Origin of the sequence: Pseudomonas sp. P116 (genome assembly GCF_020149425.1) — a bacterium.
Lineage (GTDB): Bacteria > Pseudomonadota > Gammaproteobacteria > Pseudomonadales > Pseudomonadaceae > Aquipseudomonas > Aquipseudomonas anatoliensis.
Genome location: NZ_JACVHB010000003.1, coordinates 568,175 through 587,218, shown reverse-complemented (window position 1 = coordinate 587,218; position 19,044 = coordinate 568,175). Strand labels below are relative to the sequence as shown.

Sequence of the window (19,044 nt, the reverse complement as noted above, 5' to 3'; positions counted from 1 at the left end):
TGACCAATTTCATAGGTCCATTGTCATGCCTGAATCGTCCACGTTGTCCATGCCCTTCAACCCGGCGGGAATCGAGCTTGATCGCCGTCAGGGCTTGAGCCGTCAGCTTTATCAGGCGCTGCGCCTGCGGGTGTTGGACGGGCGGCTCGCTAGCGGTACGCGCTTGCCGGCCAGCCGTGATCTGGCCGCAGCGCTGGCGATTTCCCGCAACAGTGTGGTTCGCGCCTACGATCAACTCTATGCCGAAGGCTTTATTGAAGGGCGGGTGGGCGATGGTACTTACGTGGCGCAACTGCCCCGAGACCAGCTCAAGGCAAAAAAACTATCCACAAAAGTATCCACAGGGTTTTCAACAGGCTTACCCACAGCCTTATCCACAAATTTGGCAAATTCCACTGTAATTTCATCCAGTAAAGTTATCCACAGCGGTGCTTTTCAGCGGTTGGAGTACAACCATTTACCCACGCCTCCCACGGGTCCGCCACGGGCATTTCGGGTCGGCGTGCCGGCCTTCGATCTGTTTCCGTTTGACGTCTGGGCCAAGCTCAACGGGGCTTTCTGGCGAAAACCGGATCTTCAGCAGATGTGCTACGGCGACCCGGCCGGCGATGCGCGTCTGCGCAGCCTGATTGCGGCCTATCTGCGCAGTTCGCGAGGGATGCAGTGCTCGGCTGAGCAAATTGTGATCACCAGTGGCGCGCAGCAGGCCATTAGCCTTTGTGCACAGCTGCTGGTGGAGCCTGGCGATGGCGTTGCGATCGAAAATCCGGGGTACCGTGCGGCCGGCCACGCATTCGCTGTGGCGGGTGGCCTTCTGCGCGGGATTGGCGTGGACGAGGAGGGCATGGATTGCTCGGCACTGTCGGCCGCCAGTGATTGTCGCGTGGCCTACGTGACGCCCTCGCATCAATACCCGACAGGCGTGGTGATGAGCCTGGCGCGGCGTCTTGAATTGCTCGCCTGGGCTGAACGGACTCAAGGCTGGATCGTCGAGGATGACTACGATGGCGAGTACCGTTACACCGGCGCGCCATTGGCTCCCTTGGCGGCACTCGATCGACAGGGCCGCGTGCTGTATGTCGGCACTTTCGGCAAGGTCGCATTCCCGGCGTTGCGCCTCGGTTATCTGGTGTTGCCACCGGCGCTGGTGCCAGCGTTCTCGCAACGCCGGGCGGTGGACGTCCGGCATTCCGAGGTGAGCACGCAAGCGGTGATGGCCGAGTTCATGGCGGCCGGGCATTTCCAGCGGCACATCCGCCGGATGCGTCGCGCCGCGTTAAACCGGCGCAATACGTTGCTCGATGGCTGGCCAATGGCAATCCCCGGCGTCGGTGACCTGCCGGCGGTGTCTGCCGGGCTGCACCTGACCGTGAGGGTGGAGAGCATCGAGCGTGAGCAGCAACTGATCGAGCAAGCCGCCGGCGTGGAGGTGGAAATCAGCGGCTTGAGCCATTACTGGTTGCCGGACTCCGTGACTACCCAGGATCAGCGCGCCGGACTGGTCCTGGGGTTTGCCGCCGTGCCTGAACCGGCGATCAGAGCGGCGTTGGCACGCTTGCGCCAGGCGTGGCAGTTGTGAAGAACAGACTCTGAGCCAATGTACTGCCGATTTCGCTGCGATAAATCGCGGTGAGCTCCTGATTGCTGGCGCCCAGGGTGGTGAAGGCACCACCCAGGCGCTGCTGCGCCACCGTTTTCAGGTGTCCTGCGGTAAACAGGTTGACCGCGTCGTCGACGTGGGCGTAGTGGAAATGCGCGTACCACAGCACTTTATTGGTCTTCGCATCGCTGACCGCATACTCGTCGAGAAAGTCTTTGGCCTGACTCTTGAGCCTGCGCCGGGTGACGGTTTGCGATATCCGCACCTCATTCTTGCTGTTCAGCCACTGCACGCCAGCCTCCGTCGGCGGTTGTCGCTTGATGAGGCGGATACGTTCACTGGTACCTTTTTCATATAGGTCCTGTGCCGATGCAGACAAGCTGTGGCTGAGCGTCGGATTCGCCGGGTTGGTGGTTTCATTGCTGGCGGTCAATGCTTGATCGATCGCTTCACTGGCATTGCGCAGGCGGGTGGCTTGCCGATGGTAGATTTCCTCAACCTCGACCGGAATCCGTTGCGCTCGTTCGATGTAAGCCTCGGTGTGTCGGTTGAATTCTGCCAACCCGTCGAGCAGCGCCTGACCTGCCGCAGTGCTTTGCTTGAGGGTCATTTTGGGCTTGGGCACCGGCACAGGCGCCGGCTCTGTCGAGGTGATATGTTCGACCCATTCACCTGGCGACTTCTCATGGAAGGTTGCGATCACCCCGGTCAGCTCACCGCGCACTTCCACCAGATGGGTATCTTTGCCATCTGTGCTCGTCTTGCGCTCACCGACCTGCGTGCCTTTGAATTTGGTATGGATGATCCGCCGATTCGATGCCGGTCTGGACGGGCCAGACTGTGGCGCCAGCAGGTGTTTATTGCGCAGCAGGTCGGCCAGTCGTTCAGCGGTTCGCTTTTTGAACTCGATCACCCGCGTTCGGACCTTCTTGAGACGCTCGGTCTGAAGTTGCTCGGCAAACTCGAGGGCGAAATCGTCAAAGCGTTGCTCCACTGCGCCAAACTGCTTGGAGACGTTGTTCAGGGCTTTGAGGCGGTCGCGCAGGTCGTCGAGGCTTTCGTCGTCGATCAGGTTCAGCGAACTCTGAGCATTCAGATCGGCATCTTCAATGAGCAGCTCCAGTGCTTCCTGCGCTTTGGCATCGATCGCTGCCGAGCCCGGCTTGACGCAGATTTCCTTGCCGAGAAAGATTTGCAACAGCTTCAGGTTGTTCAGATCGTAGTCGGGCAGTTTTTGTCGATATTCGTTAAGAATTGCCACGGCGCCTTTGCCGAGCCGTTCCAGTTCGGCAAACCGGGTATGGGCAGACTCGATTTTTTCGATAATGGCCTGACATTGATCGGTCAGATTTTCACAGGTCTGGATAAACGCCGGCCGGTCGGTATTGGCGGGGCTGCCAAACCTCTCTATTGCCATTGCCGTGGCCACGTCGGCTGCCTGGACCCTGCTGTGCAGGGCGAGCCACTCCTGCCCGAAGAACAGCTGCATCTGCAGGTTTTGAATCATGCTCGTGCGATAGCTGGGTGATGCCTCGACGATTTGCAGTGCCTTGATTTTCTCGATGTTCGCGCCGTATTCCTTGTGCTGCGAATCGAGTTCGATGAGATAGAGGCGGGTCAGTTCTGCGCGGTTCTCGTCGTTGGCCGCCATCAGGTTCGAGTGAGCTTTTTGGAGATCGCTCAACCGGGTCTCCATGGTTTCTTCGAATGTGGAAATATCTTTGTTCAGTTGGTCCGCTTGCTCGCGTCGCCTTTTTTTCTCCACTTCGCGGCGAGCGCTCAAGCCGCCACCACGCAGGCGTAATCGCAGGTCGGGCACCCATTCACCGCCGGCGGTGCAGGTCAAAAATGGACCTGCGGCTGGCGGTTGCACACGCGAGTCGATGATTTGTACGTGTTCATGTTCCGTGATCTGCACCTGGAACCAGCGTTGACCGACTGGCGCGTACCATTTGCCTTCATGGGCATAGAGGTGTTGATGCCGCCCTTCGACAGCTGCCACACCGATACCCTGCGGTTTGGCGGTTTTCAGACGGTCCAGCAATGCTGCAAGTCCAGCGGGCGAGCGTTTCAGAGCCGCGAAATGGTTGACCGAGGAAGCGTGGGCGGTGGGAATCTCGGCCAGGGTGAGATCAGGTAAGCGCACTGTCTTTACGGGCTCGGGAGTGGGTAACGATGGCTTCGAAACTTCCTCTTCAATCAGGCTGATAGCTTCTAACGGTTTTTCCTCTGCCAGCGTGTTGATTGCTTCGATCGGTTTGTGGCCGACCGCTGCACGATGGGCGAGTGCCATGCCCAGCGCCAGCAGAATATCGGCAATCGCCGACCAGGCGATCTTGTCCGACTCATTGGCCACGTCGGTGACTTCCTGCAGGTCGTCCATGATCTGCCAGATCCAGGCCGCTGCGCCCAGGCTGCGTCCCAGAAACGGTAGTGCCGCATTGAAGAGCATCCAGCCGCCGCGCTTGAGCGTCGCCCAGCGGCCTTCTGCATTGGAAACCGATTGCCGGTCAGCCTGGGTAATGAGCGCCTGCACGTTGGTTTTGTGCAGGGTCGGCAGGGTATCGGTTTCGATGATTTCGCTGCCCAGAGCGACGGGCCCCGTCATATCAATGGCGTTGCTCGGGTGCACAATCAGTTCCGGAATAATCCACGCCGAGGGCAGCTCGCCAGTAAATACGTATTGGCTGTAATTGAGCCGTACGCTATCCGGGAGCCAGGCCAGGACCGATTCGCGCAGTGCCCGCCCATGCCTGATCGCGTATAGCAGGTTGGTCGGCCCCGGGTATTGAATCAGTACTTTTTCGAACAGCGGCCGATAGAGCAGGCACGGTCCCTTTTCCGACTGACGCGGACCGATGACGAACATGTTGACCACGGTATCGGCGTGGGCACTGCTACGGTGAGCAACGAACGCCAGAGGCCGGATGACGATCTCTTCCCCGTCGACCCGCCGTTCCGAGGGATTGCTGCTCAAGGCCGCAACGACATAGCGGTAACCCTGTTCAGTGATTCCCGCTTCGCCAAGGATCTTGCGTTGCAGCGCCAGTAGCGGCAACTCGACAGGCAACTGACTGGTGTAGAGATCTCGCAGGGCGGGCGCCTGGGTCGCGTCGTCGACCAGTTGTTTTTTCAGGTAGGCGGGGTAGGTGCTGCCGATATCGACTGTTGTTACCAGTTTTTCCAGGTAAGCAGCGCTCATCCAGGCGGGGAGTGCGCTGCCATCCTTGTAGCGCACGGATTTATTGCCCAGGGGCAGGCCCGCGAGGTTTTGCAGGGCGAGTTCAGGGAGCGACATGGTAAGGGTCTGAGTGGTGAACGGCACCACGAAGGTGCCCCAGATCACCAGGCTGACGATGGTCAACTCGATGTCGTCGATCTTCACGTCGGTCGCTTTCGGGTGATCTTTGAGGATCTGCGTGGTCAGCGCTTCACGGGTGAACGTGTGCAGGTCTTTGACTTCGCTCTGAAACGACTTGCCATTGTTTTCATGCTGCACCACGGTCAGATCCAGCAAGTGTCGGCTGTAGCACGTCTGATCAGCGGGTGAGGCAGTGTCCAGCCACTCGGGCAGCATGGGCCGCAACTGATCGATGTGCGGCTTGAGGCGTGCAGGCGGCTGCTGATGATTACCTTCCGTGCCAGGGTGGGGATAGAACCTGCTGACGGACGAGTCTTTAAAGAAATCGAGCTTACCCACGGCGTCGGCTTCAATCGCAACCAGTGTGCAGGCCATGTGGTCGAAGAAGTTGCCTTCGGGCTCGACCAACCGCCAGCTCAGACCATCACCGGCGGCCTCATCCCGATATCTTTGTGGCAAGGCCTTGCCAATATCGTCCACCGAGTTGAAACGCCGGAAGCCTCGACCCACCGAATGCGTAATGATCAGCGTGCGCTCTGCGAGCGTCCCGATCAGCACGCTGGTGGTGAGCAACGTCAGGTGTTTGGGGGCTTCTCCTTTTTCGCGATCAAGGTCAATCAGGTATGCGCATGTCTTGTACTTGTCCGCGGCTCGATCTTTCTTGTCCGGGTGGTTGAAGACGGCGAGGGCCATGGCTTGTTCATCGGCAGTCCAGTCCAGGCTGGCCGGTACATTCCACAGGTTGCGCAAGGCATCCGACAGCTCATACCAGCGAGGTTGATCCGCAGATCTGTTTTTATTCCAGTACTCGATCTGCTGTTCTTTGAACGCAACAAACAGCAGCGGCGCGAGCTCGTTGATCAGGCTGGCGATGGCACCGATCTTCACCGGCAAGTGGATGGCCAGCGTGACGTATGGTTGAAGAGTCAGGAAGTGTTCTTCGTCGAGGTACGTCACTGTCGTACCGGACAGGCCGAGCCGCACCAGCACATCGGTAAGCGACTCGATTTTATCAACGCCAGCGATGACATGCTTACCGCTGATGACCCAGGTCGGCGTCACGACCATGGCCAGTTGCGGGTCGATGTCCAGATGCGGGTAAAGCGTCTTGAGTGCCGGACGCAATGCCGCTGTTGCGACTTCTCGCAGTGAAGGGCCGGTGACCAGTTGGGTCAGTACATCAACCGAACTGGGTGGGGATATTTCGGACATGGGCAATACCTGCTTTGACTGTTGGGGCGCACCGGGAGCGGTGGCTGGTCAGAGCAAGGTAGGGATCGCGTTGCAGCGGCGTGCGGTACATACATCTGGCGAGCAAAAAAGACCCGCGTGGGCGGGTCGATCGGGCTGGTCTTGCTTCAGTGAGCGCCTTCAAAACCTTCCAGCACGTTCACCGCGTTGATGCCGATTTCTTCCACCGCGTAGCCACCTTCCATCACGAACAGCGTCGGTTTGCCGAGCGCGGCGATACGCTTGCCCATCGCCAGGTAATCCGGGCTATCGAGCTTGAATTGCGAGATCGGATCATCCTTGAACGTATCGACACCCAGCGACACGACGATGATGTCGGCGCCATAACGGTCGATCTCGTTGCAGGCCTGATCCAGCGCCGCACTCCAGGCGTCCCAGCCGGAACCGGCGGGCAATGGATAGTTGAAATTGAAGCCCTCGCCGGCGCCTTCACCGAGCTCGTCCTCGTAGCCGAGGAAGAACGGAAACTCGGCCTCCGGATGGCCATGGATCGAGGTGAACAACACGTCACTGCGGTCGTAGAAAATCGATTGGGTGCCGTTGCCGTGGTGGTAGTCGACGTCGAGGATTGCGACTTTTCTGTGGCCCTGATCGAGGAAGGCCTGGGCGGCGATGGCGGCATTGTTGAGGTAGCAATAACCGCCCATCAAATCGCCGGCAGCGTGATGTCCCGGTGGACGACACAACGCGAAGGCACTGTGTGCGCCGCGCTGGATCGCCGCTTGCGCGGTCAGTGCAACTTGCGCCGAGCTGTACGCTGCTTGCCAGGTGCCGGCGGTGATCGGTGCGCCGCCGTCGAAGCTGTAGTAACCGAGTTGGCCGTGCAGGCTGGTCGGTTTGATGGCGCGCAGTGTGCGGGCTGGCCAAGTGTAGGGCAGCAAGTCGCCGTCGGTGTTGAATTCTGTCCAGCGAGCCCACGCGTCTTTGAAGAATTCGAGATAGTCGCGGCTGTGAATGCGGGCGATCGGTTCGAGGCCGAAGTCCTGCGGTGCTTCAACCGGGCCCAGATGTTGATGCTGCACGCGTTGCAGCACATGGTCGGCACGCGACGGCATCTCGAAGCAAGGCTTGAGCTGGCCATCGATCAATTCGCAGCGGCCATGGTGAAGGTGGTGATCGTCCGAGTAGATCGTCAGCATTTGTTGTTCTCCGCAGGGGCTGATTCGGTTGCTTTCAGTGTTGCGGCGCGAGACGAATTGGAAAACGGCAGGAGAGGCCAAAAGGGGATCGATATGGCCAGAACCTCTGACCGCTATTCGCCCCTTGCTGGAAAAGGCCCGTCCAAGCAACAGACATGAAACACAAACCCTGTGGGAGCTGGCTTGCCAGCGATAGCGGCGTGTCAGGCAACATTAATGTTGCCGATGCCGAAGTCATCGCTGGCAAGCCAGCTCCCACATTGGAATATCAATGCGGTCGGAACTGGCTCGGCGCGACGCCGCTCCAGCGCACAAACGCATGGCGAAAGCTCGCGGTCTCGCTGAAGCCCAGGGTTTCGGCGATGCGGTAGATTGGCAATTGATCCTCACACAACATCTGTTTGGCCCGCTCGAAGCGCAGTTCATCGAGCAGTTCCTGATAGCTGCTGCCCATGTCCTTCAAATGCCTGCGCAGGGTGCGCGGCGAGCATTTCATTTGCTGGGCCAGACCTTCCAGTCCCGGTGCGGCGTTCAACTGGGCACTGAGCAACTGCCGGATACGGCCCAGCCAGGCCTGACGTCCGGTGAATTCGAGGTTCTGCTTGCGACAGCGTTCAGCCATGGCTTGATGGGTGATGGCGTCTGCCAGCGGCAGCGGCTGGTCCAGCCAGTGGCGGTCGAAGGCGAACGCGTTGTCCTTGGCTGCAAAATGCAGCGGGCTGGCGAAGTGTTCGGCATAGCTGTCGCGGTAGTCCGGCGCGGTGTGCTCGAATCGGGTGGCGAGCAAGGGCAGTGGATGCCCGAGCAGGTCATCACAAATGACTTTCAGCGACACCAGGCAAAATTCGGCGTTGAACACTGCCATCGCCGGGCTCTCGCGGTAATCCGCGGCGACAAACCAGACGCGTTCGCCGTCGTCCTCAAGACTCAGCTCGAAAAGTGTTCCCAACAGCGCCGGATAGCGAATCGCCAAGCGCAAAGCGTCACCGAAGGTGGCACAGGTCAGCAGTGCGTAGCCGAGAATGCCGTAGCAGGAAACGTGCATGCGTCGGCCCAGTTCCAGACCGATATCGTGCTTGAGCGCGACCGCGTTGGCGCACACCTGCATCTCCTGATTGGTGGTGATGCGCGTGTCGGCCCGGGCCAGATCCGCTGCACTGATGCCGCTGCCGGCCAGCAGCGCCTCGCTGGATAAGCCTTGATCCCTGAAGGTGTTGAGCACCAGAGAGACCGCGTTAAGGGTTGTGAGGTGGGAGTGGAGCATAAGATCTTCCAGCCTTGGGATGCTGGAAAAGAGAGCAAGTTATGTGCCGAGCGAAAATCAAACTGTAGGAGTGAGCCTGCTCGCGATGGCGTTCAGTCAGCCAACATAAGTGTTGAATGATGGATGGCTATCGCGAGCAGGCTCACCCCTACAGGGGAGTTGTGTGGTGTCAGATCAGTTCGCCACACAGGTCGAGTTCGATCAGTCGGCGGACTTCAGCAGTTTCAAGACCCGCCCCCAGCAGCCCATGCAATTTGCCGAACGCCGCTTCACGGGTCATGCCGCCACCGGACAGCACGCCAACCCCGCGCAGGCGGCTGCCAGCCTCGTACACGTCCAGCTCAACCCCGCCTTCATGGCATTGCGTCACCGCGACCACCACCACGCCGTTGTCCCGCGCACGGCCGAGGCTGGCGAGGAACTCTGGATTGTCGCTCGGCCCGGTGCCGCTGCCGTAGCACTCCAGCACCAGACCCTGAATGCCGCTGTCGAGCAACCCGTCGAGGATCGCGGCGCCGATTCCGGGGAATAACGGCAGAACCGCAACGTTCGCCAGTAACTTGGGCTGGTTGTAGTTCAACGCTTCAGGAATCGAAGTAGCTTTCACGCCGCCGCCCTGGCGCTCCAGGCGTTTGAACGGATGACGACCGAAGCTGCGCACTTTCGCGCAACGGGTTGGCGCGAGCAGTTCACCGTGGAAGTACAGATGCACACCCGGCGCCAGACCCTGACCGAGGGCGATCAGCGCGCCGCTGAGGTTTTCCCAGGCATCGCTATCGGTGACGCCGGCCGGCAACATGGAGCCTGTGAAACACACCCGAGCATGCAGGCCGAGCAACTGGAAACTCATGGCCGCGGCGCTGTACGCCAGGGTGTCGGTGCCATGCAGGATCAGCACGCTGTCGCAGTTCTGTACATCAACCGCATCGACCACTGCTTCACGCAGTTGCTGCCAATAGGCCGGGGTCATGTTGGCGCTGTCGATCAGCGGCGACATCTCGCGAAACCGCCACTGCGGCACGACCAGTTCTGGCTGGCTGTGCAGATAGTCGCGCATCCGCGCTTCAAAACCGGACGCCGGGGCCAGGCCATTGGCGCTGGCTTGCATGCCGATGGTGCCACCGGTGTAGAGCACCATGACGTTCTGCGCGGCTGGATAGGAATTGGCAATCATCTGAAGGTCTCCACAAGAGATGACATTGTGGGAGTGAGCCTGCTCGCGATAGCGGTCATTCATTCAACATAGATGCTGATTGATAGATGGCTATCGCGAGCAGGCTCACTCCTACAGGTATTGCATCACAATAACTGACGGGCGCAGGAGATGCGCCCGTCATCTCCCGTCAGCGTTGCGCTGCAGGGACGCCTTGCGGCTCGACTTCGGTCTTGCCAGCGGCAGCAGGCGGGTTGGCCGGCCAGGCTTTGCGGTCCAGGTCCAGATCCGGGAACTTGCTCGAATCGAACAACGGCGTCTTGATGCCGGCCGCACGCTGGTCATCGTAGTCACGCAGGATGCGCATGCCGATCTTGAACAGCAGGAACAGCGCGATCAGGTTGACGAACGCGAGCATGGTCATGGTGATGTCGGCGAAAGCGAACACGGTGCTGAGGTTTTCGACCGCACCCCAGAAGATCAACACCAATACCAGTGCGCGGTAGCCGATCAGCGCCTTGCGGTTTTCACCGATCAGGAAGCGCAGGTTGCTCTCGCCCAGGTAGTAGTTGTAGAGGATCGAGGTGAACACGAACAACGCCAGGGCGACCGAGATGAACATCCGGCCCCATTCACCCACCACAGCGGCCAGCGAGTTCTGGGTCAGGGCAATGCCATCGCCTTCGAAGCCCGGGGTGTAGAAGCCCGACAGCAGGATCAGCAGCGCGGTGCAGGTGCAGATCACGAAGGTGTCGAGGAACACGCTGAACGCCTGAACCACACCTTGTGCGACCGGGTGCTCGACCGAGGCCACAGCCGCCACGTTCGGCGCACTGCCCAAACCGGCTTCGTTGGCGAACACGCCACGCTTCACGCCCATGACGATGGCGCTACCGATCAGACCGCCGAATGCCTGGTCGAGACCGAATGCGCTTTTGACGATGGTCATCAACATGGCTGGGACGTGGTCGAATTGCAGCACGATCACGTAGAGGGTCACGCCGATGTACACCAGGGTTTTCACCGGCACCAACAGGTCAGCGACCTTGGCGATACGCTTGATCCCGCCGACGAACACCAGACCCAGCAGCACCGCCAGACCGAGGCCGGTGTAAGTGGTGTCGAGGCCGAAAGCGTCGTTCAGCGAGTGTGTCACCGCGTGGGCTTGCAGGCCGTTGAAGGCGAAACCGAAGGTCACCAGCAACAGGAACGCCATGACCATACCCAACCAGCGTTTCTGCAAACCGTGCTGGATGTAGTAGGACGGGCCGCCACGGAAGGTGCCATCAGAGTCGGTGCGTTTGTAGAGCTGGCCGAGCGAGCACTCGAAGAAGCTGCTGGACATGCCGACCAGTGCGGTTACCCACATCCAGAACACCGCACCTGGCCCACCGAGGGTCACGGCGATGCCGACACCGGCGATGTTACCTGCACCGACACGGCCGGCGAGGCTGAGCATCAGGGCCTGGAACGAGCTGAGCTGCCCGGCGCTGCTTTTGAGACTGTCGCGGAACACCGCGAACATGTGGAAGAAGTGCCGCAATTGAACGAAACGCGAGCGAATCGTGAAGTAGCTACCGAGCCCGACAATGAGCACGATCAGTACTTTCCCTGAGAGGAAGTCGTTAATGACTTCGAGCATGGATTTTTCCTCGCTGTTTTTTGTGTAAGCAAATGCTGGATGTTCTGAAACATCGCGTTACACCGGTTTGCGCGCGGCACAACAGGTGAGGCGAAGGTTTCGTCCCGGATCCATTTCGCGGGTTTGTTATTAGTTCGGGTTTCGCATGGGTTATGGCCTCGTTATCGACGACCGCTCACGCGAAGAGGGGCGGCACTATACCGATCAGTGGCGCGCCCGTCTGCACGGTAGTGGTGCAAGCGACGAAACGAAGCTTTGAAACACCCGGCGTTACCGGTGCCGGGTTTGTGCGGGAACTGCTTTTCTGTTGACGCAAACCCTGTGGCGAGGGGATTTATCCCCGATCGGCTGCGAAGCAGTCGCAAAACCATTCGGCGCGGTGTACCGGATACATTGCGATTGCAGTTTTTGGGGCCGCTTCGCGACCCATCGGGGATGAATCCCCTCGCCACAAGGGCTCACCTCCACATGAAGCAATCCCCAGACATTCGGGTCTCAGGATCAGATAGTTAAAAAAAAGGGCCTGGAGAAAAATCCCCAAGCCCTCAAAAGGTGAGAGGTGTCTAGTCCCTCGACCTGGTGAGCGGTGCTACAAATAACGCGTCGGCTCAGGCTTTGAGCGGAACCAGACGCGGAGCAATCATGTTTTCCGGGCGCAGGATGTCGGCGAGCATGGCTTCGTCGAGCAGACCTTCTTCGCGCACCAGTTCCAGCACGCCGCGGCCGCTTTCAAGAGCGATGCCGGCGATGCGGGTAGCGTTTTTGTAGCCGATGTACGGGTTCAGTGCGGTGACCAGACCGATCGAGTGCTCGACCAGTTCACGGCAGCGCGCTTCGTTGGCGGTGATGCCGACGATGCAGTGCTCGCGCAGCATGTCCATGGCGCGTTGCAGCAGGCGGATCGAGTCGAAGATCTTGAAGGCGATCAGCGGCTCCATCACGTTCAGCTGCAATTGGCCGCCTTCGGCTGCCATGGTCAGCGCCAGATCGTTACCGATGACCTGGAACGCAACCTGGTTAACGGCTTCCGGGATCACCGGGTTGACCTTGCCGGGCATGATCGAGCTGCCTGGCTGACGGGCAGGCAGGTTGATTTCGTTGATGCCGGTGCGTGGACCGCTGGACAGCAGGCGCAGGTCGTTGCAGATCTTCGACAGCTTGACCGCGGTGCGCTTGAGCATGCCGGAGAACAGCACGAAGGCGCCCATGTCGGAGGTGGCTTCGATCAGGTCGGCCGCTGGCACCAGCGGTTGACCGCTGATCAGCGCCAGACGCTGTACCGCCAGCGCCTGATAACGCGGGTCGGCGTTGATCCCAGTGCCGATCGCGGTGCCGCCCAGGTTCACTTCAGTCAGCAGTTCCGGGGCCAGCGTCTTCAGACGGGCCAGGTCTTCGCCCATGGTGGTGGCGAAAGCACGGAATTCCTGACCGAGGGTCATCGGTACGGCGTCTTGCAGTTGGGTACGGCCCATCTTCAGGACGTGATCGAATTCTTTACCTTTGGCCGCGAACGCCTGAATCAGGCTGTCGAGGCTGGCGAGCAGGGTGTCGTGACCCAACAGCAGACCCAGGCGGATGGCCGTCGGGTAGGCGTCGTTGGTCGACTGCGCCATGTTCACGTCGTCGTTCGGGTGCAGGTACTGATACTCGCCTTTCTGGTGACCCATTGCTTCCAGAGCAATGTTGGCGATCACTTCGTTGGCGTTCATGTTGGTGGAGGTACCGGCGCCACCTTGAATCATGTCGACCACGAACTCTTCGTGGAAATCACCGCGGATCAATCGGGCACAGGCTTCGCTGATGGCAGCGTGCTTGGCTTCGCTCAGGTGACCCAGCTCACGGTTGGCGTCAGCGGCGGCCTGTTTGACCATCGCCAGACCCACAACCAGTTTCGGGTAATGCGAAATCGGAACGCCCGAGAGGCGGAAGTTGTTCACCGCTCGCAGGGTCTGGATGCCGTAATACGCTTGAGCCGGTACTTCGAGGGCGCCAAGCAGGTCGTTTTCTGTGCGGAAAGATGCAGCGGAGGACATGATAGAAATCATCTCGATATGGACCCGGTCTGTGCCGGAACGCTGCGAATGCTAGGCTTGTGGGGAAATTTGGGCCAATGCTGTTAAGCACTGGCCTATGCACATTCGGCATAATGCCCGTGTGACGCCGCGTGCGCGGCAGACGTGTGACCTGTTTTGGTGCGTGTCCGGGAGGACGTGATGAATCTGGAAAGCAAATGGCTCGAGGACTTCAGTGCTCTGGCCGCCACCCGCAGCTTCTCGCAGGCCGCCGAACGACGTTTCGTGACTCAGCCGGCATTCAGTCGGCGGATCCGCAGCCTCGAAGCGGCGCTGGGGCTGACCCTGGTCAATCGATCGCGCACGCCGATCGAGCTGACGGCGGCGGGGCAATTGTTTCTGGTGACCGCGCGCACCGTGGTCGAGCAGCTCGGCGAAGTGTTGCGTCACCTGCATCATCTGGAAGGCGGGCAGGGCGAGGTGATGCAGGTGGCCGCTGCTCACTCCCTGGCGCTGGGTTTCTTCCCGCGCTGGATCGCGCAACTGCGTAATGAAGGGCTGAACATTGCCACTCGGTTGGTAGCGACCAACGTTGGCGACGCCGTGCATGCGTTGCGCGAGGGTGGTTGTGACCTGATGCTGGCGTTCTATGATCCGGACGCAGCGATGCAGATGGACCCGGAGATTTTCCCGTCGCTGCACTTGGGCCAGACCGAAATGTTGCCGGTGTGCGCGGCGGATGCCGACGGTAAACCGTTGTTCGATCTGGAAGGCGAAGCCAGCGTGCCGCTGCTCGCCTACAGCGCCGGAGCTTTCCTCGGCCGCTCCGTAAACGGTTTGCTGCGCCAGCGTCAGCTGCGGTTTACCACCATTTATGAAACCGCCATGGCCGACAGCCTGAAAAGCATGGCGTTGGAAGGCCTCGGCATCGCCTGGGTGCCACAACTGAGTGTGCGTGCCGAACTGGCCCGTGGCGAGCTGGTTGTGTGCGGCGGCCCGCAATGGCATGTGCCACTGGAAATTCGTCTGTACCGCTGCGCACTGGTGCGCAAGGCCAACGTGCGGTTGCTGTGGCGCAAGCTCGAAGGTGGCGCAGCACAAGCTTCCTGATGGAGGGTGTCTGGGGGAAAAGATCGCAGCCTTCGGCAGCTCCTACATGTTGAAATGCGTTCCCCTGTAGGAGCTGCCGAAGGCTGCGATCTTTTGATCTTTTTGGCTGACCTTCAGGTCAATAAAACCGGGCTTTTGCGGCAGATGACAGATGGTCGCGCAGGGGGCTGTTTATTACTTTCATTGCGGTATACTGCGCGGCCTTTGGCCGGTACGACCGGCCATTTTTCGTACAATCAAGCCACGCAACCTGCGTGGTTTGTTGTTTTTGACGCGCCTGCGGGCGCCCAGAGAGAAGAGGCGCGACGATGAGTGCACTGGTTGGCGTGATCATGGGCTCCAAGTCCGATTGGTCCACCCTTAGCCACACCGCCGATATGCTGGAAAAGCTCGGCATCCCGTACGAGGTCAAGGTGGTTTCTGCGCACCGTACCCCGGATCTGCTGTTCCAGTACGCCGAAGAGGCTGAAGGCCGCGGCATCGAGGTGATTATCGCCGGTGCCGGTGGCGCAGCTCACTTGCCAGGCATGTGTGCGGCCAAGACCCACCTGCCAGTGCTGGGTGTTCCCGTGCAATCGGCAATGCTCTCGGGCGTCGATTCGCTGCTGTCGATCGTGCAAATGCCGGCCGGCATTCCGGTCGCGACTCTGGCCATCGGCAAGGCTGGCGCGATCAACGCAGCGCTGCTCTCGGCGAGCATCCTCGGCGCCAAGCATCCACAGTTCCACGCGGTACTGAAAACCTTCCGTGCCGAGCAGACAGACAGCGTCCTGGACAATCCAGACCCACGTATTGCCTGAGGTTGTTGAGATGAAGATCGGTGTAATCGGTGGCGGCCAGTTGGGTCGCATGTTGGCCCTGGCGGGCACCCCGCTGGGCATGAACTTCGCTTTCCTCGATCCTGCGCCGGACGCTTGCGCCGCTGCGCTGGGCGAACACCTGCGGGCCGATTACGGCGATCAGGATCATCTGCGCCAACTGGCCGATGAAGTCGATCTGGTGACCTTCGAATTTGAAAGTGTCCCGGCTGAAACCGTAGCGTTTCTCTCGCAATTCGTGCCGGTCTATCCGAGCGCCGAAGCCCTGCGCATCGCTCGCGACCGCTGGTTCGAAAAGAGCATGTTCAAGGATCTGGGGATTCCGACCCCGGCCTTCGCCGACATTCAGTCACAAGCCGATCTGGATGCTGCCGTGGCTGCAATCGGTCTGCCGGCCGTGCTGAAAACCCGCACGCTGGGTTATGACGGCAAGGGTCAGAAAGTCCTGCGCACGCCTGAAGATGTGGTTGGCACCTTCGCCGAACTCGGCAGCGTTGCCTGCTTGCTGGAAGGCTTCGTGCCGTTCACCGGTGAAGTCTCGCTGATCGCCGTGCGCGCTCGCGATGGTGAAACGAAGTTCTACCCGTTGGTGCACAACACCCACGACAGCGGCATCCTCAAGCTGTCGGTTGCCAGCACTGATCACCCGTTGCAGGCGTTGGCCGAAGACTATTCCAGCCGTGTGCTCAAGCAGCTGGATTATGTCGGTGTGATGGCGTTCGAGTTCTTTGAAGTCGACGGCGGCCTCAAGGCCAACGAAATCGCCCCGCGCGTGCACAACTCCGGGCACTGGACCACCGAAGGCGCCGAGTGCAGCCAGTTCGAAAACCATCTGCGGGCCGTTGCCGGTCTGCCGCTGGGTTCAACGGCCAAGGTCGGCGAGAGCGCGATGCTCAACTTTATCGGCGTTGTCCCGCCGGTCGAGAAAGTCATCGCCATCGAAGATTGCCATTTGCATCACTACGGCAAAGCCTTCAAGGCCGGACGCAAGGTCGGTCACGCCAACCTGCGTTGCGCCGACAAGGCCACGCTCCAGGCGCAGATCGTCAAGGTTCAGGCGCTGATCGCCGAGTAAAACAGTTTCATGTGGCAGCGGCGGAACCATTCAGGGGCCGCCGTTCTCTGATGGCAGGATGCCAAAGTCTGTCTAGGCTTTGGCATAGCCAATTCACACAGAGGGAAATGCCATGGGAATTATCGGAACCATCTTTATCGGCTTGATCGTCGGCCTGCTGGCTCGGTTCCTGAAACCGGGCGATGACAGCATGGGCTGGATCATGACCATCCTGCTCGGTATCGGCGGTTCGCTGGCGGCCACTTACGGCGGCCAGGCTCTGGGCATTTATCAGGCGGGCGAGGGCGCTGGCTTCCTCGGCGCACTGGTTGGCGCAGTCGTGTTGCTGGTGATCTACGGCCTGATCAAAAAGAACTGATTCAAAGCGACGAAGTCCTCTCCGCCAGCGCGGCGGGGAGGGCTAGAATGCTCGGCGATTTATCATCCTTTTTTACCGAGCACATTCATGCGCCGTCTTCTGTTGACTCTCCTCTTACTGGGCAGCGGTTTGGCCCACGCCGGCGAACTGCCGGAAACCGACTGGCTCGACCTGATGCCCAAGTCGGATCAAAAGGCCCTCGAGGCCATGCCTGAAATCGATCACAACTCCCCGGAAGCCATCGGCACCTTCACCGAGAAGGGCGGCATGAAGCAGGCCAAAGGTCTGCCGGCGGTGATGTATTCGAGCAAAACCGTAGCGTCGATGAATGACAAACACATCCGCATCGGTGGTTATCCGGTGTCGCTGGAATCCGACGCCAAGGGTCGCAGCACACTGTTCTTCCTCGTGCCGTACCCGGGCGCTTGCATCCACGTGCCGCCACCGCCGCCGAATCAACTGGTGCTGGTGCGATATCCGAAGGGTCTGAAGCTGGACGACATCTACACGCCGCTGTGGGTGACCGGCACGTTGAAGGTCGAGAAGGTCAGCAATGATCTGGCCGATGCGGCGTATGCGCTGGAGGCGGACAAGGTGCGGGTGGTGCAGGAATCTGATCTCTAAAGCAAAAGATCGCAGCCTTCGGCAGCTCCTACATTGGAATGCATTTCCCTGTAGGAGCTGCCGAAGGCTGCGATCTTTTGATCTTAAAGCGGTTTGCTGGCGACGCTGACGCCCATGGTATGACTCGCCCCCGGCGCGAGCGTGACGATGTCATCCATCACATTCGCCGTCTCGATGCACAGCATGCGCTGCCAGCCATCGTTATCCATATCGCTAAGCGCCGCAGCACGGTCGATCCACGGGTTCCAGATCACGGCAGTGCGTGAGCCGGTGGCGGTCAGCACGATGCGCCGTTCCCACGTCGGGTCGACGATGCTCAGCTGTGGCGGAGCATCGAGATAGATGCGGTCAGTCTCACCGGCAAAATGCAGATCACCTTGCTGGTTGTGGGTTTTCCAGTCGTCCAGCGTCTCGATGTAATCCAGCCCCTTCACGCCGTCGACATGCACATTGCGCACATCGCTGACAGCAAAATAGGTATGCAGCGCCTGACTCAGGCTGACGGTGTCACTGCCACGGTTATGGCTGGTCAGGCTGAATTGCAGCTGATCCGACAGATGCAGGGTCAGGGTCAGATCCACCTGATGGGGCCAGCCCGGCAGGCCACCTTCGGGATAGGGCAACTTGAACTCGACCTTGATCCCGTTGCTCTCGGCTTCGATCCCGCCCAGTTCCCAATCCATCGCCCGCACCAGACCGTGCGCAGGTGCCGGCTGCTCACCGGTGTACATCGCCTGCACACTCTGCGGATTGCGTTCGAACTTGCCGAACCACGGCCAGCACACCGGCACACCGGCGCGGATGCTCTTGCCAGTCTTGAACTCGGCCTTGTCGTTGAGCCAGATGATCGGCGGCTGGCCGTCGATCTGGTAACTGAGAATGTGCGCGCCTTGCTGAGCGACCAGCACTTCGGCCTGACCGTGGCGGATGCGCCAGCAGTTCAGTTCATCCAGTTTCACGGCTTCAACGTTGGGCGTGGTCATGGGACAGCTCTCGATCAGACACTTGGGACGACTATCGACCGCAAAACGGCCGCGAGGTTTAACGTGCGCGTGGCGGCACTGAACGAGTGCGGCCGCTGCCGTCGATGGCGACGAAGACGAATACCGCTTCGGTCACCTTGCGCCATTCGCTGGACAGCGGATCGTCGCTCCACACCTCGACCATCATCTGGATCGAGCTGCGACCGATTTCCAGGGTCTGGGTGTAAAAGGACAATTGCGCGCCGACCGCCACAGGTACCAGAAACGCCATACGGTCGATGGCGACAGTGGCCACGCGGCCACCGGCAACACGGCTGGCCATCGCGGTGCCGGCCAAATCCATCTGCGCTACCAGCCAGCCGCCGAAAATATCGCCAAAGCCGTTGGTTTCGCGCGGAAGCGCGGTGATTTGCAGGGCCAGGTCGCCTTGCGGGATCGGATCTTCTTGTTCGAGTTCTATCATGCCGGGGGGCCTCTGACCCGTGACTCTTCGTGTGTGCTGCTGGTGGTAGCCGTCTTCGGGAAAAACGATTCAGCACCGAACATACTACGTTCGTCACGTTTTCCGTAAGCAACTAAAGGGAAACTCTGCGAAACCGGCTGCGCCGATCAAAGGGCGGGCCAACAACGTTTTCGCACAGCAACCCCCTACAA

General features: G+C 60.0%; 14 protein-coding genes. 6 read left to right on the top strand and 8 right to left on the bottom strand.

Annotated elements, in window-relative coordinates:
• Positions 1 to 25: 25 nt before the first annotated feature.
• The gene (locus ICA15_RS13115) at positions 26 to 1,579 is read left to right on the top strand and encodes a PLP-dependent aminotransferase family protein (protein WP_210553317.1); all 1,554 of its coding nucleotides are present in this window, start codon (positions 26 to 28) and stop codon (positions 1,577 to 1,579) included.
• Here ICA15_RS13115 and ICA15_RS13110 read toward each other — a convergent pair.
• From ICA15_RS13110 to aspA, 6 genes are all read right to left on the bottom strand, one after another.
• Positions 1,536 to 6,173: a dermonecrotic toxin domain-containing protein gene (locus ICA15_RS13110; RefSeq protein ID WP_210553318.1), complete on the bottom strand. Its 4,638-nt coding sequence runs from the start codon at positions 6,171 to 6,173 to the stop codon at positions 1,536 to 1,538. The two genes, ICA15_RS13115 and ICA15_RS13110, sit on opposite strands and share 44 nt — an antisense overlap.
• A gap of 146 nt (positions 6,174 to 6,319) precedes the next feature.
• Entirely contained in the window at positions 6,320 to 7,351 is a 1,032-nt protein-coding gene (locus tag ICA15_RS13105; protein ID WP_210553319.1) for a histone deacetylase family protein, read from the bottom strand.
• Between the two features lie 268 nt (positions 7,352 to 7,619).
• A complete protein-coding gene (locus ICA15_RS13100) occupies positions 7,620 to 8,615 on the bottom strand; it encodes an AraC family transcriptional regulator (protein ID WP_210553320.1) in 996 nt (331 codons plus the stop codon).
• 169 nt (positions 8,616 to 8,784) lie between these two features.
• Positions 8,785 to 9,789, bottom strand: coding sequence for an asparaginase (locus ICA15_RS13095; protein ID WP_210553321.1), 1,005 nt, complete (start codon positions 9,787 to 9,789; stop codon positions 8,785 to 8,787).
• Between the two features lie 169 nt (positions 9,790 to 9,958).
• Complete coding sequence (locus tag ICA15_RS13090) at positions 9,959 to 11,410, bottom strand: alanine/glycine:cation symporter family protein (protein WP_210553322.1); 1,452 nt, start codon at positions 11,408 to 11,410, stop codon at positions 9,959 to 9,961.
• A gap of 608 nt (positions 11,411 to 12,018) precedes the next feature.
• Positions 12,019 to 13,443: an aspartate ammonia-lyase gene (gene aspA, locus ICA15_RS13085; protein ID WP_042561826.1), complete on the bottom strand. Its 1,425-nt coding sequence runs from the start codon at positions 13,441 to 13,443 to the stop codon at positions 12,019 to 12,021.
• Positions 13,444 to 13,623: 180 nt separating this feature from the next.
• On the opposite strand from aspA, the gene ICA15_RS13080 reads away from it, so the two are divergent.
• The 5 genes from ICA15_RS13080 (at position 13,624) to ICA15_RS13060 (ending at position 17,407) form a co-directional block, all read left to right on the top strand.
• Positions 13,624 to 14,532, top strand: coding sequence for a LysR substrate-binding domain-containing protein (locus ICA15_RS13080; protein WP_007962273.1), 909 nt, complete (start codon positions 13,624 to 13,626; stop codon positions 14,530 to 14,532).
• A 308-nt stretch (positions 14,533 to 14,840) separates the two neighbouring features.
• Positions 14,841 to 15,332: a 5-(carboxyamino)imidazole ribonucleotide mutase gene (gene purE, locus ICA15_RS13075; RefSeq protein ID WP_007954291.1), complete on the top strand. Its 492-nt coding sequence runs from the start codon at positions 14,841 to 14,843 to the stop codon at positions 15,330 to 15,332.
• Positions 15,333 to 15,342: 10 nt separating this feature from the next.
• Positions 15,343 to 16,425, top strand: a complete 1,083-nt coding sequence (locus ICA15_RS13070; RefSeq protein WP_210553323.1) for a 5-(carboxyamino)imidazole ribonucleotide synthase — start codon at positions 15,343 to 15,345, stop codon at positions 16,423 to 16,425.
• A gap of 112 nt (positions 16,426 to 16,537) precedes the next feature.
• On the top strand, positions 16,538 to 16,783 hold the full coding sequence (locus ICA15_RS13065) for a GlsB/YeaQ/YmgE family stress response membrane protein (RefSeq protein ID WP_016772475.1): 246 nt from the start codon (positions 16,538 to 16,540) through the stop codon (positions 16,781 to 16,783).
• An 87-nt stretch (positions 16,784 to 16,870) separates the two neighbouring features.
• Positions 16,871 to 17,407, top strand: a complete 537-nt coding sequence (locus tag ICA15_RS13060; protein ID WP_210553324.1) for a DUF3299 domain-containing protein — start codon at positions 16,871 to 16,873, stop codon at positions 17,405 to 17,407.
• Positions 17,408 to 17,490: 83 nt separating this feature from the next.
• Here ICA15_RS13060 and ICA15_RS13055 read toward each other — a convergent pair whose 3' ends face one another.
• The gene (locus tag ICA15_RS13055) at positions 17,491 to 18,390 is read right to left on the bottom strand and encodes a D-hexose-6-phosphate mutarotase (protein ID WP_224450879.1); all 900 of its coding nucleotides are present in this window, start codon (positions 18,388 to 18,390) and stop codon (positions 17,491 to 17,493) included.
• A gap of 58 nt (positions 18,391 to 18,448) precedes the next feature.
• Positions 18,449 to 18,853 (bottom strand): acyl-CoA thioesterase, encoded by a 405-nt coding sequence (locus tag ICA15_RS13050; RefSeq protein WP_003229628.1) that lies wholly within the window; start codon positions 18,851 to 18,853, stop codon positions 18,449 to 18,451.
• Positions 18,854 to 19,044: the final 191 nt, after the last annotated feature.

Bases quoted from the DNA above. Each gene is read 5' to 3' on its own strand.
- ICA15_RS13115 (WP_210553317.1), top strand. From the start codon at position 26: ATGCCTGAATCGTCCACGTTGTCCATGCCCTTCAACCCGGCGGGAATC.
- ICA15_RS13110 (WP_210553318.1), bottom strand. From the start codon at position 6,173: ATGTCCGAAATATCCCCACCCAGTTCGGTTGATGTACTGACCCAACTG.
- ICA15_RS13105 (WP_210553319.1), bottom strand. From the start codon at position 7,351: ATGCTGACGATCTACTCGGACGATCACCACCTTCACCATGGCCGCTGC.
- ICA15_RS13100 (WP_210553320.1), bottom strand. From the start codon at position 8,615: ATGCTCCACTCCCACCTCACAACCCTTAACGCGGTCTCTCTGGTGCTC.
- ICA15_RS13095 (WP_210553321.1), bottom strand. From the start codon at position 9,789: ATGATTGCCAATTCCTATCCAGCCGCGCAGAACGTCATGGTGCTCTAC.
- ICA15_RS13090 (WP_210553322.1), bottom strand. From the start codon at position 11,410: ATGCTCGAAGTCATTAACGACTTCCTCTCAGGGAAAGTACTGATCGTG.
- aspA (WP_042561826.1), bottom strand. From the start codon at position 13,443: ATGTCCTCCGCTGCATCTTTCCGCACAGAAAACGACCTGCTTGGCGCC.
- ICA15_RS13080 (WP_007962273.1), top strand. From the start codon at position 13,624: ATGAATCTGGAAAGCAAATGGCTCGAGGACTTCAGTGCTCTGGCCGCC.
- purE (WP_007954291.1), top strand. From the start codon at position 14,841: ATGAGTGCACTGGTTGGCGTGATCATGGGCTCCAAGTCCGATTGGTCC.
- ICA15_RS13070 (WP_210553323.1), top strand. From the start codon at position 15,343: ATGAAGATCGGTGTAATCGGTGGCGGCCAGTTGGGTCGCATGTTGGCC.
- ICA15_RS13065 (WP_016772475.1), top strand. From the start codon at position 16,538: ATGGGAATTATCGGAACCATCTTTATCGGCTTGATCGTCGGCCTGCTG.
- ICA15_RS13060 (WP_210553324.1), top strand. From the start codon at position 16,871: ATGCGCCGTCTTCTGTTGACTCTCCTCTTACTGGGCAGCGGTTTGGCC.
- ICA15_RS13055 (WP_224450879.1), bottom strand. From the start codon at position 18,390: ATGACCACGCCCAACGTTGAAGCCGTGAAACTGGATGAACTGAACTGC.
- ICA15_RS13050 (WP_003229628.1), bottom strand. From the start codon at position 18,853: ATGATAGAACTCGAACAAGAAGATCCGATCCCGCAAGGCGACCTGGCC.